At 31.9% G+C, this 16,198-nt stretch carries 16 protein-coding genes and 1 pseudogene; 12 read left to right on the top strand and 5 right to left on the bottom strand.

What is annotated here, in order from left to right:
* Nucleotides 1-692: 692 nt before the first annotated feature.
* The 9 genes from rpmH to MHI13_RS11070 all read left to right on the top strand — a co-directional run bounded on the left by rpmH (nt 693) and on the right by MHI13_RS11070 (nt 7,811).
* A complete protein-coding gene (gene rpmH / locus MHI13_RS11110) occupies nt 693-830 on the top strand; it encodes a 50S ribosomal protein L34 (protein ID WP_000240855.1) in 138 nt (45 codons plus the stop codon).
* 98 nt (nt 831-928) lie between these two features.
* On the top strand, nt 929-1,273 hold the full coding sequence (gene rnpA, locus MHI13_RS11105; protein WP_070548207.1) for a ribonuclease P protein component: 345 nt from the start codon (nt 929-931) through the stop codon (nt 1,271-1,273).
* A 140-nt stretch (nt 1,274-1,413) separates the two neighbouring features.
* Nucleotides 1,414-2,793, top strand: coding sequence for a tRNA uridine-5-carboxymethylaminomethyl(34) synthesis GTPase MnmE (gene mnmE / locus MHI13_RS11100; RefSeq protein ID WP_070443555.1), 1,380 nt, complete (start codon nt 1,414-1,416; stop codon nt 2,791-2,793).
* A 70-nt stretch (nt 2,794-2,863) separates the two neighbouring features.
* The gene (mnmG, locus tag MHI13_RS11095) at nt 2,864-4,741 is read left to right on the top strand and encodes a tRNA uridine-5-carboxymethylaminomethyl(34) synthesis enzyme MnmG (protein WP_049419851.1); all 1,878 of its coding nucleotides are present in this window, start codon (nt 2,864-2,866) and stop codon (nt 4,739-4,741) included.
* Nucleotides 4,741-5,463, top strand: a complete 723-nt coding sequence (gene rsmG / locus MHI13_RS11090) for a 16S rRNA (guanine(527)-N(7))-methyltransferase RsmG (protein ID WP_070548204.1) — start codon at nt 4,741-4,743, stop codon at nt 5,461-5,463. The genes mnmG and rsmG overlap by 1 nt, the downstream gene beginning before the upstream one ends.
* A 53-nt stretch (nt 5,464-5,516) precedes the next feature.
* On the top strand, nt 5,517-6,356 hold the full coding sequence (gene noc, locus MHI13_RS11085; RefSeq protein ID WP_017175627.1) for a nucleoid occlusion protein: 840 nt from the start codon (nt 5,517-5,519) through the stop codon (nt 6,354-6,356).
* Between the two features lie 170 nt (nt 6,357-6,526).
* Complete coding sequence (locus MHI13_RS11080; RefSeq protein WP_019834696.1) at nt 6,527-6,889, top strand: DUF3147 family protein; 363 nt, start codon at nt 6,527-6,529, stop codon at nt 6,887-6,889.
* Nucleotides 6,890-6,907: 18 nt separating this feature from the next.
* Nucleotides 6,908-7,303 (top strand): DUF3147 family protein, encoded by a 396-nt coding sequence (locus MHI13_RS11075; RefSeq protein ID WP_017175629.1) that lies wholly within the window; start codon nt 6,908-6,910, stop codon nt 7,301-7,303.
* Complete coding sequence (locus MHI13_RS11070) at nt 7,269-7,811, top strand: TetR/AcrR family transcriptional regulator (protein WP_017175630.1); 543 nt, start codon at nt 7,269-7,271, stop codon at nt 7,809-7,811. Before MHI13_RS11075 ends, MHI13_RS11070 begins: the two co-directional genes overlap by 35 nt.
* A gap of 42 nt (nt 7,812-7,853) precedes the next feature.
* Here the strand turns inward: MHI13_RS11070 and MHI13_RS11065 are convergent, their stop codons facing one another.
* The 4 genes from MHI13_RS11065 to MHI13_RS11050 are packed head-to-tail and all read right to left on the bottom strand — an operon-like array spanning nt 7,854 to nt 11,131.
* Entirely contained in the window at nt 7,854-8,045 is a 192-nt protein-coding gene (locus MHI13_RS11065; RefSeq protein WP_017175632.1) for a VraH family peptide resistance protein, read from the bottom strand.
* A 26-nt stretch (nt 8,046-8,071) separates the two neighbouring features.
* A complete protein-coding gene (locus MHI13_RS11060) occupies nt 8,072-9,952 on the bottom strand; it encodes an FtsX-like permease family protein (protein ID WP_049434328.1) in 1,881 nt (626 codons plus the stop codon).
* Nucleotides 9,942-10,700, bottom strand: coding sequence for an ABC transporter ATP-binding protein (locus tag MHI13_RS11055; protein WP_019834700.1), 759 nt, complete (start codon nt 10,698-10,700; stop codon nt 9,942-9,944). The genes MHI13_RS11060 and MHI13_RS11055 overlap by 11 nt, the downstream gene beginning before the upstream one ends.
* A 23-nt stretch (nt 10,701-10,723) precedes the next feature.
* Nucleotides 10,724-11,131, bottom strand: a complete 408-nt coding sequence (locus tag MHI13_RS11050) for a YxeA family protein (protein WP_037541632.1) — start codon at nt 11,129-11,131, stop codon at nt 10,724-10,726.
* Between the two features lie 206 nt (nt 11,132-11,337).
* Here MHI13_RS11050 and lepB point away from each other — a divergent pair, with 206 nt between their 5' ends.
* Complete coding sequence (lepB, locus tag MHI13_RS11045) at nt 11,338-11,910, top strand: signal peptidase I (RefSeq protein ID WP_017175636.1); 573 nt, start codon at nt 11,338-11,340, stop codon at nt 11,908-11,910.
* A 227-nt stretch (nt 11,911-12,137) separates the two neighbouring features.
* Here the strand turns inward: lepB and MHI13_RS11040 are convergent.
* Nucleotides 12,138-13,704, bottom strand: a pseudogene (locus tag MHI13_RS11040) (BCCT family transporter).
* A gap of 179 nt (nt 13,705-13,883) precedes the next feature.
* On the opposite strand from MHI13_RS11040, the gene MHI13_RS11035 reads away from it, so the two are divergent.
* Together MHI13_RS11035 and MHI13_RS11030 are read left to right on the top strand one after the other, a co-directional pair.
* The gene (locus MHI13_RS11035; protein WP_070653992.1) at nt 13,884-14,426 is read left to right on the top strand and encodes a GNAT family N-acetyltransferase; all 543 of its coding nucleotides are present in this window, start codon (nt 13,884-13,886) and stop codon (nt 14,424-14,426) included.
* A 173-nt stretch (nt 14,427-14,599) separates the two neighbouring features.
* Nucleotides 14,600-16,195 (top strand): xylulokinase, encoded by a 1,596-nt coding sequence (locus MHI13_RS11030; protein WP_070548144.1) that lies wholly within the window; start codon nt 14,600-14,602, stop codon nt 16,193-16,195.
* Nucleotides 16,196-16,198: the final 3 nt, after the last annotated feature.

The following is a 16,198-nucleotide window of genomic DNA, read 5'->3' as shown; positions in this document are numbered from 1 at the left end:
ATATAAACTCCATCTTTCTATAAATTTAAGACTTATACACAGTTTTTATAAGCGTGGATAAAAATAATCACAGCATGTTAATAATTATCCACAAGTTAATCACATTCGGTGGATAACTTTATATATGCTATGATTTATACACAGTAAAAACACGTATAGAATTTATAAAAAAATCCTATAAGATAAATGATTCAGACGACTTATCCACATAATTATACTTTTTAACTGCAATAGATGTCAAATGGCTGTGAATATGTTTGTAAATTTGGTATAAATCTGTGAATATGCTATTGATTATCCACAAAAAATTAAATACTATATGTGAATAAGTGGATAAAAAATGATACCATAATTTAATGTACTATAACAGGTTTGGGAAATAATTTATAAACGTGTATTAAATATGTATAAAATTGAGAAACTACTAAATCAATGAAATGTATAAATATTAAAAAATAAAAGTGATATAACTAAAAGAGCGTCTTGAAATTCATTAATTGGTTTCAAAAGCTGCTTGCTTTATAAATGGTAATTTGTTATATTGTAGTAGTTGCTTGAATTATGACTAGATAAAATCGAATTAAATCAAAATTATTTGATATTAACAATTATCATTTATCTATTAAAATAGTCAGGTTCATTAGAAGTAGATTTAGTGAACGAGATATAATATGTAGATGGAGGTGTTTTGCATGGTAAAACGTACTTATCAACCAAATAAACGTAAACATAGTAAAGTTCATGGTTTCAGAAAACGTATGAGCACTAAAAATGGCCGTAAAGTTTTAGCGCGTCGTCGTCGTAAAGGCCGTAAAGTTTTATCAGCATAAGATCACTGACTTCTCAGTGGTCTTTTTTTTCGTTTTAAACCCACACATTTTAATAGATGAATGTAACATAAAGAACAATGTAAGCGAGTGATTTAAGCGTGGAGAAAGCTTATCGTATAAAAAGGAATAGTGAGTTCCAAAAAATTTATAAAAAGGGAAAATCTGTAGCCAATAGACAATTTGTTGTGTATACATTAAACAATGAGTATGAACATTTTCGCTTAGGCATTAGCGTTTCTAAGAAAATCGGAAATGCTGTAACTCGAAATCGTATTAAGCGTGCCATTAGAGAAAATTTTAAAGTGCATAAGCAAGATATGATTTCAAAAGATATTATTGTAATAGCGAGACAACCTGCTAAAAATATGTCAACTTTAGAGATTCAAGGCAGTTTAGAACATGTATTGAAAGTAGCAAAGGTATTTAATAAGAGAATTAAGTAAAGTTAGACTAACGGAAGTCTAATGTTAGACAAACCGAAGACTAACCAGTAGGTTATAAAACAATATATTCGCAATTTAATTAGAAACTTATTACAATATTATATTGAAATTTTACTTAACTAGGGAGGCGAGAATGGATAATGGATTTTGATACAATTACAAGTATTTCAACTCCAATGGGAGAAGGTGCAATTGGTATTGTACGGTTGTCTGGTCCAGAAGCGGTTGAAATAGGCGATAAGTTATATAAAGGAAAGAAAAAATTAAAAGATGTTCCATCACACACTATTAATTACGGCCATATTATAGATCCTGAGACAGATGAAGTTGTAGAAGAAGTGATGATTTCAGTTTTACGTGCACCAAAAACCTTTACACGTGAAGATATTATTGAAATTAATTGTCATGGGGGTATTTTGACAATTAATCGCATACTAGAACTTACCATGACACATGGCGCTAGAATGGCGGAACCCGGCGAATATACTAAGCGTGCGTTTTTAAATGGTCGAATTGACTTATCTCAAGCAGAAGCAGTCATGGACTTCATTCGTTCTAAAACGGATAGAGCCTCTAAAGTTGCAATGAATCAAATTGAAGGTCGTTTGAGTGATTTAATTAAACGACAACGTCAATCGATATTGGAAATTCTTGCCCAAGTTGAAGTGAACATTGATTATCCAGAATATGATGATGTTGAAGATGCAACAACGGAATTTTTACTTGCGCAGTCTAAAAAAATTAAAAATGAAATTGATCAATTATTAGAAACGGGAACTCAAGGTAAGATTATGAGAGAAGGATTATCTACAGTGATTGTCGGTAAACCGAATGTAGGTAAATCTTCAATGCTAAATAATCTTATTCAAGATAATAAAGCCATTGTCACTGAAGTAGCTGGAACAACTCGAGATGTATTAGAAGAATACGTTAATGTACGTGGTGTCCCATTAAGACTTGTTGATACAGCAGGTATTCGTGATACTGAAGATATTGTAGAAAAAATAGGCGTAGAGCGCTCACGTAAAGCATTAAGTGAAGCGGATTTAATTCTTTTTGTATTAAATAATAACGAGCCTTTAACTGAAGAAGATCGTACATTATATGAAGTAATAAAAAATGAAGATGCTATTGTTATCGTTAATAAAACAGATTTAGAACGTCGATTAGATATTGAAGAAGTTAAAACTATGATAGGGGACACACCACTTATTCAAACATCAATGTTAAAACAAGAAGGTATCGACGAATTAGAATTACAAATCAGAGATTTGTTCTTTGGTGGAGAAGTACAAAATCAAGATATGACTTATGTCTCAAACTCTAGACATATCTCACTTTTAAAACAAGCAAGACAAACAATTCAAGATGCTATTGATGCAGCTGAAGCTGGTATTCCTATGGATATGGTTCAAATTGATTTAACTCGTACATGGGAAATATTAGGAGAAATTATTGGAGAATCAGCAAGCGATGAATTAATTAATCAGCTATTTAGTCAATTCTGTTTAGGTAAATAATAAAAATTAAGACGGTCAGTAGTCTAAAATGAATAATAATAATTAAGGAAAAAATAGGGAGGTCAATTCAATGGTTCAAGAATATGACGTAATTGTTATTGGTGCCGGTCATGCTGGAATTGAAGCGGGATTAGCTTCAGCAAGACGTGGTGCTAAAACGTTAATGTTAACCATTAACTTAGATAATATCGCCTTTATGCCATGTAACCCATCAGTCGGTGGCCCAGCAAAAGGAATAGTAGTACGTGAAATCGACGCATTAGGTGGCCAAATGGCTAAAGCAATTGATAAAACACACATTCAAATGCGTATGCTTAATACTGGTAAAGGTCCAGCAGTTCGTGCATTACGTGCTCAAGCTGATAAAGTGCTTTATCAACAAGAAATGAAACGTGTCATTGAAGATGAAGATAACTTAGATATCATGCAAGGTATGGTAGACGAATTATTGATTGAAAATGATGAAGTTAAAGGTGTACGTACGAATATAGGTACAGAGTATCATGCGAAAGCTGTAGTCATCACGACAGGTACATTTTTACGTGGAGAAATCATTTTAGGTAATATGAAATATTCAAGTGGTCCAAACCATCAACTTCCATCTATTTCATTAGCTGATAATTTAAGAGAACTTGGATTTGAAGTTGTGCGTTTTAAAACAGGTACACCGCCACGTGTGAATTCTAAAACCATCGACTATTCTAAAACTGAGATTCAACCTGGCGATGACGTTGGTCGTGCGTTTAGTTTTGAAACTACCGAATACATTTTAGACCAACTCCCTTGTTGGCTCACGTATACAAATGATCGTACACATAAAGTCATTGATGATAATTTACATTTATCAGCTATGTACTCAGGTATGATTAAAGGTACAGGCCCACGTTATTGTCCATCTATTGAAGATAAATTTGTACGTTTCAATGACAAACCACGTCATCAACTTTTCTTAGAACCAGAAGGACGTAATACGAATGAAGTTTATGTGCAAGGCTTATCAACCAGTCTTCCTGAACATGTTCAACGCCAAATGTTAGCTACTATTCCGGGTCTTGAAAAAGCAGATATGATGCGTGCAGGTTACGCGATTGAATATGATGCGATTGTGCCAACACAATTATGGCCAACATTAGAAACTAAAATGATTAAAAACTTATACACTGCAGGGCAAATTAATGGTACGTCTGGTTATGAAGAAGCAGCAGGTCAAGGCATTATGGCAGGTATTAACGCTGCAGGTAAAGTATTAGGTACAGGCGAAAAAATTCTAAGTCGTTCAGATGCTTATATTGGTGTCTTAATTGATGATTTAGTAACAAAAGGAACGAATGAGCCTTATCGTTTATTGACTTCTCGTGCTGAATATCGCTTATTATTACGTCATGATAATGCCGACTTACGTTTAACTGATATTGGTTATGACTTAGGCATGATTTCTGAAGAACGTTATGCACGTTTTAATGATAAACGTCAACAAATTCAAGATGAAATTGACCGTTTATCAAATATCCGTATTAAACCAAATGAACATACGCAATCTGTGATTGAAGCTCATGGTGGTTCACGCTTAAAAGATGGTATCTTAGCCATTGATTTATTGCGTCGTCCTGAAATGACGTATGATACAATTTTAGAGATATTAGAAGAAACACATCAGTTACCAGAAGCGGTAGAAGAACAAGTTGAAATTCAAACGAAATATGAAGGTTACATCAATAAATCATTACAACAAGTTGAAAAAGTTAAACGTATGGAAGAAAAGAAAATTCCAGAAGACTTAGATTATAGTAAAGTGGATAGTTTAGCCACTGAAGCACGAGAAAAATTAGCAGAGGTTAAACCATTAAATATTGCGCAAGCATCACGTATTTCAGGTGTTAATCCTGCAGATATTTCTATCTTACTTGTATATTTAGAACAAGGTAAATTACAAAGGGTGAAAAATTAATGAGTGGCATCGAATGGTTAACAAAAGCGTTAAGTGAGCAAGGGATTGAATTAACAGAACAACAACAACAACAATTTCAAACCTATTATCGTTTGCTTGTTGAATGGAATGAAAAAATGAATTTAACAAGTATTACTGATGAGCATGAAGTTTACTTGAAACATTTCTATGATTCTATTACAGCTGGATTTTACTATGATTTTAATCAACCACTAACACTTTGTGATGTAGGGGCTGGTGCTGGATTTCCAAGTATTCCTTTAAAAATTGTTTTTCCAGAATTGAAAGTAACCATTGTCGATTCATTAAATAAACGTATTCAGTTTTTAAATCATTTAGCAGTTGAACTTGGATTAACACAAGTAAGTTTTGTTCATGATCGAGCAGAAACATTTGGTAAAGGTGTCAATAGAGAAACATATGATGTGGTAACAGCACGTGCAGTGGCAAGACTTACTGTTCTAAGTGAGTTATGCTTGCCGTTAGTTAAAAAAGGCGGGCAGTTTATTGCATTAAAGTCTGCAAAAGGTGAAGAAGAATTAGCAGAAGCACAATTTGGTATAAGCATCTTAGGTGGAGCGTTTAGTGATTCTTACACATTTGATTTACCAGAAGATGCAGGTGAAAGACAAATGATTATAGTTGATAAGCGCCGTCAAACGCCTAAAAAATATCCTAGAAAACCTGGTACACCTAATAAAGCTCCTTTATTAGAAAATTAATCAATTTTTCGGTTACTCATGTTAAAATTGATTTTAAGAGGAGTGAATGGACAATGAAAAAACCTTTTTCTAAACTATTTGGTTTAAAAAATAAAGAAGACATCGTTGATTATATTGAAGAAAATCGTCATTCAAGTGTGGAATCCATTCAAATAGAGCGTATCGTACCTAACCGTTATCAACCGCGCCAAGTGTTTGATTCAAGTAAAATTACAGAACTTGCTGAGTCGATAGAAGAACATGGGTTATTACAACCCATTGTCGTTCGACCTATAGAAGAGAATATGTATGAAATTATTGCAGGTGAACGACGATTTAGAGCATTACAATCCTTGCATCAATCTAAAGCAGACGTCATTATTCGTCATATGAATGATGAAGAAACTGCTGTAGTGGCCCTTATTGAGAATATCCAACGTGAAAATTTATCTGCAATAGAAGAAGCCGAAGCTTATAAAAAGTTACTTGAAATTGGACAAACCACTCAAAGTGAGTTAGCGCAAAGTCTTGGAAAAAGCCAAAGTTTTATAGCTAATAAATTACGCTTACTTAAATTAGCACCAAAAGTAATTGTACGATTACGTGAAGGTAAAATTACAGAACGCCATGCACGCGCAGTATTATCCTTAAAAGAAGCGGATCAAGAACAATTGATTGAACAAGTTATTGCTCAGAAATTGAATGTCAAACAGACAGAAGCTCGTGTGAAACAAAAATTAGGCCCTGAAAAAGTAAAAGCAAAAACATTCCAATTTTCTAAAGATTTGACACAAGCACGTGATGAAGTTGGTAAGAGTATTCAAGCCATTGAAGACTCGGGTATTCATGTTGAGCATCGTGATAAAGATCACGAGGATTATTATGAAATTAAAATAAAACTATATAAACGTTAATGACTAAAAGAACAGGTAGAATGAATGTTGCATTCAGTATCCTGTTCTTTTTTTGTCACCTATTTTATAATAATGGATTCTTTATTTCATATTTACATAGTTTAAAAATAGAATTACAATATTATTAAACGAAACGTATCGTTTAATAATTAAGGTAAGAAGGGTTTCATGTGTTCGGAATATCAATTTCAAGTGCGATACTTCATTTTGTGATTGGAGGTATCGCTGTTGCCTTTGCATCGATTATGGCTGAGAAAGTAGGAGGAAAAATGGGTGGCATTATTGCGACTATGCCGGCAGTCTACCTAGCAGCTATTATTGCTTTAGCCATAGATCATCGAGGAGAACAGCTGATTCAAATGTCGATACATCTTAGTTCAGGAGCTATAATAGGTATTATTTCTTGCATCATTACAGTATTTATTACGTCGATTTATATAAATAAACGAGATTATAAAAAAGGTACAGCGTTTGCATTTATTTGTTGGTTAGTCATTTCAATTGCTATTTTTGCGGTACGACACATTTCTTAATATTTGGAGGATTTTTTAATGAAATTAACTTTTATCAAATTTCTCGTGGGTGGTTTAGCTGTTATGTTAAGTTATATTATTTCAGTTATGCTACCTTGGAAAGAATTAGGTGGCGTTTTTGCAACATTACCTGCAGTATTTCTTGTTTCTTTATTTATTACTGGTATGCAACATGGAGATGTCGTTGCCAAACATGTTAGTAGAGGTGCAGTTTTTGGTATGACAGGTGTATTATGTAGTATCTTAGCAACATGGGCAATGTTATATTCTACACATGAGTGGTTACTTAGTATTTTGGTTGGTTTTGTTGTATGGTTTATTAGTGCAGTAATTATCTTTGAAATTGTAGAATTTATTTCACGTTTAAGAAGGAGAAAAGATGGCTGGAAGACCGAAAGATCCAACAATCAATGAAAAAATATTTAAAGAAATTGATCAGTTATTAGAAACTACTTATTTTAGAGATATGACAATAGATCAAATTTCTGAAAATACAGGTGTTTCTAAAGCGACGATTTATAGACGTTGGAAAGATAAATCATCTATTATTGTCGATATGTTTGTCAGTCGAATCCATGTTTTTGAAAATGATTATAAAACGATGTACGATGAATTGTATCATTTTCTAATAAGAGTTATGAATATTTATCAAACTCATTTAGGTCGTGCTGTGATTGAAATATTAATTAGTTATCAACAATCTGAAGCACGTGACATATTTATGAAAGGTTATTTTGATAGCAATCGTAAAATATTGAAGACCATTATTTCTAAATATATTGACGAAGCGGACCAAGATTTATTTATTGATTTAATTTTTTCACCGATTTATTTCAATATATTGATTAAACCTAACGTCCTTAATGAAGCTTATATTAAAAAATTATTAAAAGTAATTTTAGATGCATATAATGTTGAATAAAAAAAAAGAAGCTCAATTCATTTTGAGCTTCTTTTTTTAATTCTAATGTTTGTTTTCTTCGTATCTTTTCAAAATATAGCCACCGCCAAGTAAGCCTACCGGCACACCAATAAATGGCGTTGTAATACTACTAGCAACTAATACTATCAGAGCTAACATGATACCATTAAACCAATTTACTTTTAAACTTAATAAGTCGTAATATGCGTGTTGAATCATTTCTTTAATAGTCATTTTAACATTTCCTTTCAATCTATTATTTAAATGGCGTCTTTAATGATGCGTTCTGAATGAATGAACGAAATAACTGCAAATATCAGATATACAAGTGAATAGATAACCATGACAATGAAGATAGGTGTCAATGTATAATTACCTATTAACATCATAAATGCGTTTGCTGCAAAAAAGGCATGGAGTAAAGAAACCACTAATGGTAAACCGAAATTGAATATAATCTTTAAAGCTAGTCCTTTTATCATATCTGTATTCGTAAAACCAATACGTCGCAGAATACGATAATGGTTTATTTCATCTTCAGTTTCATCCATTTGTTTAATATAAATAATGCAACCAGCTGCCACTAAAAATGCAAGACCTAAGAAAGAAGTGACAAATATAAGAATGCCATTACTTTCATCAATTGCTTTTTTGTTTTCACTTTTTAAAACTACATTTTGTTTTCCTTTTTTAGCTAATGTTTCAGCTTTTGAAAGATCGCTATGATGCTTAATATTAAAACCATAATGATGTGTAAGTTGATTTTTTGTTTTTAAAGCATTATAGTTATCTGCGCTGATTTTAAGTACTGGTCCACCCAATGAAGCATCCATTGGAATGATTTCATTTAAATCTTTTTTATCTACATAAAATGTCTTTACTTGTTGCCCTTTTAGTTTTAAATCTTTATGGATTTGAACATTAAACATCATTGAAAGTGGACCTTGTAAATTTGTAATTGTAGCGTGATTACCTTTGATATGAGGATCAGCCATAATCGATATACTTTCATTTTGCATTGCGTTACCCGTTTTACTTTTAATGACATCATTTTCAATAATATGGGTATTGGCATTTTCATACGTTTTTTTTGTATATGGTATACCGTGTTGGTTAAGTTGATGTTCAAATTGTTGGGCCATCTTTACTTTAGTAAAGTTAATATCTTGAGGTGAAGATGATTGAATATTAAAGTCAGCATTTGCTTTACTAATTGCTCCGAAACACAAGATTGTTACTGTAACTGCTGAAATGACTGTAATAATAGTTAAAGACATCGCATTTTTCTTCATTCTATACATAATCGAAGATGTAAAGACGACATCAGTGATAGAGACACGACCATGTTTTGATTTTTTTAAAGATTTAAAAATAATTGAAACTGAACTTCTGAAAAACAAATATGCGCCTGCTACAGTTAAGAATAAAATAATAAACGGCGTTAATAAGGCCATTGTTAATTCTTGAAATTTACCAAACATTTCTGTAGACATATAATAACCTAACATAATCATTATGAGTCCAAGAATACCAGCAATACATTCTGGCGTGGTGATTTTCGCTTTTACTGCCTCTGTTTTCATACTGTCTTTCATCATAGAAAGTATGGTTCTTCGTTTTAAAAAGATAGCATCTTCTAACATAATTAGAATAAACGCTAACATTAGCATGATAATTGTTTGAATTAAAGCAGTTACTTCAAATCCTATAGACGCATGAATGTGTAAATGCATCAGTTTTATTAATATTGAAAGCAATAATTTTGAACCTAAAATACCAACGATGACGCCAATAATGCCTGTACTAATAAATAAAGTGATTTGTTCGATAGCAAGCATTCTAAGAATGTTACCACGTGTTAGTCCAATGAGTTCGAATAATGCAAATTCACGTGTACGACGTTTAATAAATAGATGGTTCGCATACATTAAGAAAATGATAATCGTAATGAATAAAAAAACTGAACCAACTTTTGCACCTTGATTGATTATTTTTGATGAACCATTATTTAAGCTATGTGTGTATTGTAATGTGACAAAACTAAAATATAAGATGATACTTAAGATTAATGAAAAAAGATATAATACATAATGTTTGATATTACTTTTTAAATTCTTTAATGTAATTTGATTAAACGTCATTTGCCACACCACCTAGGGCTGATTGTAATTGAATGATTTCATTATAAAATTTAGATTTTGTTTTACTTTGTTGAAGAATTTCTGAATGAATATCGCCATCTTTTAACATAATGACGCGTTGTGCAAAACTTGCTGCTGAAGGATCATGGGTAACCATAATAATCGTACTATTAAATTGTTTGTTCATATCTTCTAAGCGATGAAGTAAATCTTGTGCACTTTTTGAATCAAGTGCACCTGTTGGTTCGTCTGCAAAAATGATGGATGGTTGATGTACAAAAGCACGTGCAGCAGCTGTACGTTGTTGTTGACCTCCAGAAATTTCACTAGGATATTTATCACTTAAATCATAAATACCAAGTGCCTCTGTGACGTCTTGATAGTTTTTTTCCATTTCATCTTTTTTCATTTTTTGGACAGATAATGGCAACATAATATTTTCTTTAACTGTTAATGTAGGTAAAACGCTATAATCTTGGAAAATAAAACCAAGTTCTTTCTTACGAAATTGTGCTAATTTTTTATTAGATAACTGGTTTATCTCATTGCCACTGATTTCTACAGTACCGCCTGAAATGCTATCAATTGAACTGATAACATTAAGGAGGGTTGTCTTACCTGAACCAGATGGTCCCATAATTGCAACGAATTCTCCTTTATCGACTGAAAAGTTAATATCGTGTAGTGCTTTAAATTTTTGTTTCGTTCCATAAATTTTTGATACATGATTAACGTTTAAAATAGGCATGATTATCATACTCCTTGTAAGTTTTATAATTTTTCTTTCGCTTTAGTTGGAATGTCTGATTGTTTTACTTCTTTATATGATGTAATTGTGTGAGATTTTTCGCTTACAACTAAGTAATGATGTTGTTTTAATTTTTTAGACGCTGTATAATCAATGTTTTTAGCTTTACCATCTTTGGTGTAACCTGTTTGATTGTAATGGTAGATATAGAAGTCTTTTTCCTTATCAACGACTTCCACTTTTGATGGTTTTTGAGTCTTAACATAATACTCATGCGTTGGTGCTAAGGGATTTAGTTTATTCCAATCATTGATAGAACGATTGTTAGGATGTTGGTCTGAATATGCGTTTAATCCAAATAAACCACCTATAATTACTACAATAATGACAAGAATAGTTAATATGATTCTTAATAATAATTTCAATCTCATCACTCCTTATCTCTATTACACTTCTTATTTTAAAAGGGTGAATGAAGCGGTGCCTTTATCTAACCTTACAAAGTAAGAGGTGTATCTTACGAATGTGAAAGATTTAAATAAAAATCAGTCGTAAGAAGAATGAAACGTGTTTGAAAAGTATGTATGATAGAGTAGAAGTAATCGAGAATAAGAAAAGATGATAGGCGGGATGAAATGTGAAACGAGAAATCATGGAGTGGGTTATATCCATTGTAGTGGGGCTACTGGTTGTTATTGTAGTAACAAAGTTTATTGGCGAATCTTATACAGTATCTGGATCTTCAATGCATCCAACGTTTCAAGATCGCAATAAAGTGATTGTAAGTAAAATTTCTAAATCTATGAATCACATTGATAATGGTGATGTCGTTGTATTTCATGAAGATTCAAAACGTGATTTTATTAAACGTGTGATTGGCACACCAGGGGATACAGTAGAATATAAGGGAGACCAATTATATGTAAATAATAAAAAAGTGTCTGAACCGTATTTAGATTACAATAAGAAACATAAACAAGGTCAATATTTAACAGGCTCATTTAAATCAAGCCAAATTAAAGGTTCAAATGGTGAAATGAAACTTCCTAAAGATAAATATTTAGTTTTAGGAGATAATAGACAAAATAGTATAGATAGCCGATTTGATGTTGTAGGTCTAGTAGATAAAAAACAACTTGTAGGTAAAGTCGTTTGGAGATATTGGCCATTTAATGAATGGAAAACTAACTTCAATCCAGGAACATTTTAAAAATAAAGTCACAACGAATGTCTTCAATTCGCTGTGACCTTTTATTTTATAGTAGAGTTTTTATCCTATACAAACTACAAGAGTAGTTAGAATTTATTTTGAATTTGTCGTCTCCAAAAAGAGGACTAAGCTTGAAAAAAGCTTGTGACAAATGCATTTTTCAATTCAATCATCGACTACTAATATATATAAAACCGGAGACATTTAATGATGTCTCCGGTTCTGTCTTATTTCATTTTAGATTGTTGGTTTGTGTTATGTTTAATATAGTCCTTTTTACGTTGATGATCAGGTTGTAAGGTTAAACCTAAGAGTTTTCTTTCTTGATTTGCATCTTTGAAAAATGAAATCATCATTAAAATAACAACAAAACTAAATGGTAATGCTGAAATAATAGCAGCTGATTGCAGAGCATCTAGACCTGTCGATCCACCAGATAGTAAAAGTACGTAGGCAATCGCTGATAACATGACGCCCCAAACAATCTTAACAAAACCGGATGGATTTAAACGACCAAATGATGTTTGCATACCTAATACAAATGTAGCTGAGTCTGCGGATGTAATAAAGAATGAGCCTACTAAGATAATAGCGATAAACGATAAAATTGCACCCATAGGCATCTCATTGAAAATACCAAATAATTGTGTTTCAGGTGGCATACTAAAGATATGTTTAGATTGCTTACCAATTTCAATACCAGTAATACCGAAGGCTGTAAACCATAGCATACTAATAATTGTAGGAACGCCTAATACTGCGATAACGAATTCACGAATCGAACGACCTTTTGAAATACGGGCAATGAAGATACCTACAAATGGTGACCCACCAGCCCCAATAATAAATAGTCCATGACTGTAACCATTCATGTTTTAGTGAGTTAAGTGGAGCAACATCAAAGCTATTAAAAATAAGTGTATTCAAATATTCACCAATTGAGGATGTAAACATATTCATAATTAAAATTGTAGGACCTACAATTAGAATAATAATAAGTAACATCGCAGCTAAAAGCATATTTAAATTACTTAAATACTGAATACCTTTGCTTAAACCACTCCAAGCACTAATTAAGAATAAAACTGTAACAATAAGAATAATAATGCCTTGAATAAGTTTATTGTTTGGCACTCCAAATAAATAATTTAAACCACCGTTAATTTGCATGGCGCCAACACCAAGTGACACTGCAACCCCAATAATAGTAGCAAAAACGGCTAAAACATCTACAACAGTACCTAATGGACCTTCTACTTTATTTCCGAAAATAGGACGTAATGTACGAGAAATGAGTCCTAAGTCATTTTTTCTAAACTGTGTATATGCAAGAGCTAATGCAACAATACCGTAAACTGCCCAAGGATGTAGTCCATAATGTAAGAAACTTGAACGCATGGCTTCAGCTAGAGCAGCTTCTGTTTCTTTACTCGCTGTTGGTGGCGATAGATAATGTGAAATGGGCTCAGAAGATCCATAGAATACAAGTCCAATACCCATACCTGCACTAAATAGCATTGTTAACCATGAAATGGTATTAAATTCTGGTTTATCATCAGGTTTTCCTAACTTAAGCTTTCCAATTGGATGAAAAATAAGTGTGATACAAAATATCAGAATAATGCTAATAAGTAGCATATAGTACCAACCAAACGTTTCTGTAATAAAACTTCCGATTGCTCCAGAAATTGAACCAAATTGATTAGGGAAGATGGCTCCAATAATTACCAGTAACCCTACAATAACTGAAGCAAAAATAAATACATTTGAAAACTGTTTAGATTTGTTTTCCATGTATTTAACTCCTTTCAAATTTAATAAAACAGATGTATAAATAACATATATCGTTAAAAGAATAATGAATAAGTTTAAAATTTTACAAATATTTAATAAGTTTATGTTTTTAATGTATGTAATTATGTTATTATACTTATAATTTATCGAATATTTTGAAAATATAGGAGGTTTTAATTATGTTTGGATATCAAATTAATGACCACTTAAAATTAAAAATATTAGAAGAACGAGAAGCGGATCAACTTTTTAAATTAGTAGATAGTAATCGTGAGTCTCTAGGGGAGTTCTTGCCATTTGTAGCGTACACAACTGAGGTTGAACACAGTAAGAAGTTTATTCATTCGGCCTTACAACAATTTGCGCGTGGAGATGGATTCCATTGTGGCATTTGGTATGATCAGAAACTTGTAGGAGTCATTGGCTTACATTATTTAGACTTAGTTAACAAACGCACGTCGATTGGTTATTATTTGGCCGAAGATGCTCAGAAAAAAGGAATTATGACGCTATGTACTAAAGCACTTATTCAATACGTATACGAAGAATATGATATTAATCGTATTGAAATACGAATGTCTACTAAAAATAAGAAAAGCCGAGCTATACCAATAAGACTTGGATTCACACAAGAAGGGATATTGAGAAGTGAAGAACGTTTACAAGGGGAATTCTCAGATAGTTATGTGTATAGTTTACTAAGACATGAGTATTATAATTAACCACCTAATTATAAAAAATGTCAGTTTGATGATATGTTGTTCATTTTAAATAGTAACTTATATTAACTAACTCCATCTTTTAATATTTCATAAAAAATACTTATTTGCTATATACTTTTTTGATAGCATTGAATAAATAAGCGTTTTCATTAACTTTATAGAAGGTGTATAAAATGAATAAATCTTCAATAAAAAAATTTGTTGAAGAAGGTAATTTAACTATTGGTATTGAGTTTGGTTCAACTAGAATAAAAACGGTAGCAATTGATGACAACTGTAAAACATTAGCTACAGGAACATTTGGTTGGGAAAATACATATCAAGATGGATACTGGACATATTCTATGAATGATGCATGGATAGGTTTACAAAAAAGCTATAGTGAAATGACTAAAGTCATAAAAGAACAATATGGGGCTACAGTTAAAAAAATTAAATCATTAGGCATTAGTGGGATGATGCATGGTTATTTAGTATTTGATCAACAAGAAGATTTGCTCGTTCCATTTCGAACTTGGCGTAATAATAATGCTAATCAGGCGGCTAAGATTTTAAGAGAATCATTTCAAGTAAATATTCCAGAAAGATGGAGCATAGCTCAATTATATCAATCAGCTATAAATAATGAGTCTCATGTTGCTAAAGTAGATTACATGACAACACTTGCTGGTTATATTCATTGGTACTTAACGGATGAAAAAGTATTAGGTATAGGTGATGCTTCAGGCATGTTTCCTGTTGATGTAGAAACTAAAGAGTATCGAAAAGATATGGCTAAAAAATTTAATCAACTTTTTTCTGAATTGGGATATCATCAAGACATTTTAGAAATATTACCAAAAGTTGTGGTAGCAGGTGAAAATGCAGGTTATTTAACAGAAACAGGAGCAAAACTTATTGATCCAAATGGTCAATTAGAAGCAGGTTGTCCTATGTGTGCTCCAGAAGCTGATGCTGCAACTGGGATGGTAGCTACAAATAGCGTAGCTCCAAAGACTGGTAATATATCTGCAGGAACAAGTATCTTTTCAATGATTGTATTAGACAAATCTTTAAAAAATATTTATCCAGAAGTGGATATTGTCACAACGCCAGATGGCTATGAAGTAGCCATGATACATGCGAATAATTGCACATCTGATATTAACGCATGGGTTGATTTATTTGGAGAAGTATTAGAAGTAATGGATATCAAATATGAAAAAAGTGAGCTTTTTACAAAATTATTTGAAACCGCTTTAAATGGTGATGATAAACTTGGGAAATTACTTTCATATGGATATATATCTGGAGAATTTATTACAGAGATTCAACAGGGTTACCCTATGTTAGTACGATCGATAGATAGTTCATTCAATTTAGCCAATTTAATGAAGACTCATATATATAGTGCATTTAGTACATTAAAAATTGGTATTGATTTATTAAAAGAAAATGAAGATATTGAAATTCATTCAATATATGGGCACGGAGGTATATTCAAAACCAAAAAAGTTGCTCAAACATTTTTAGCAGCAGCAATGCAAAGTCCTGTTAGTGTTATGCAAACAGCTGGTGAAGGTGGAGCATGGGGGATTGCTGTTTTAGCTAGGTATCTTGTAGCAGAAAACGATGTAAATTTATCTAGTTATCTTAATGAAATTGCTTTTAAAGATACTGAGTCCATCAAAATTGAACCAAATGAAAAAGAAATAGAAAGCTTTAATCGTTATATTGAACGTTTTAAAAAAGGACTTCCTATAGAACGTCTTGCTAACGAACAACTTTAAAGA

This window comes from Staphylococcus sp. FSL K6-0223 (assembly GCF_038008285.1).
Note: the sequence above shows the minus strand (reverse complement) of the source record. Positions and strands in the feature narration are given on the sequence as shown.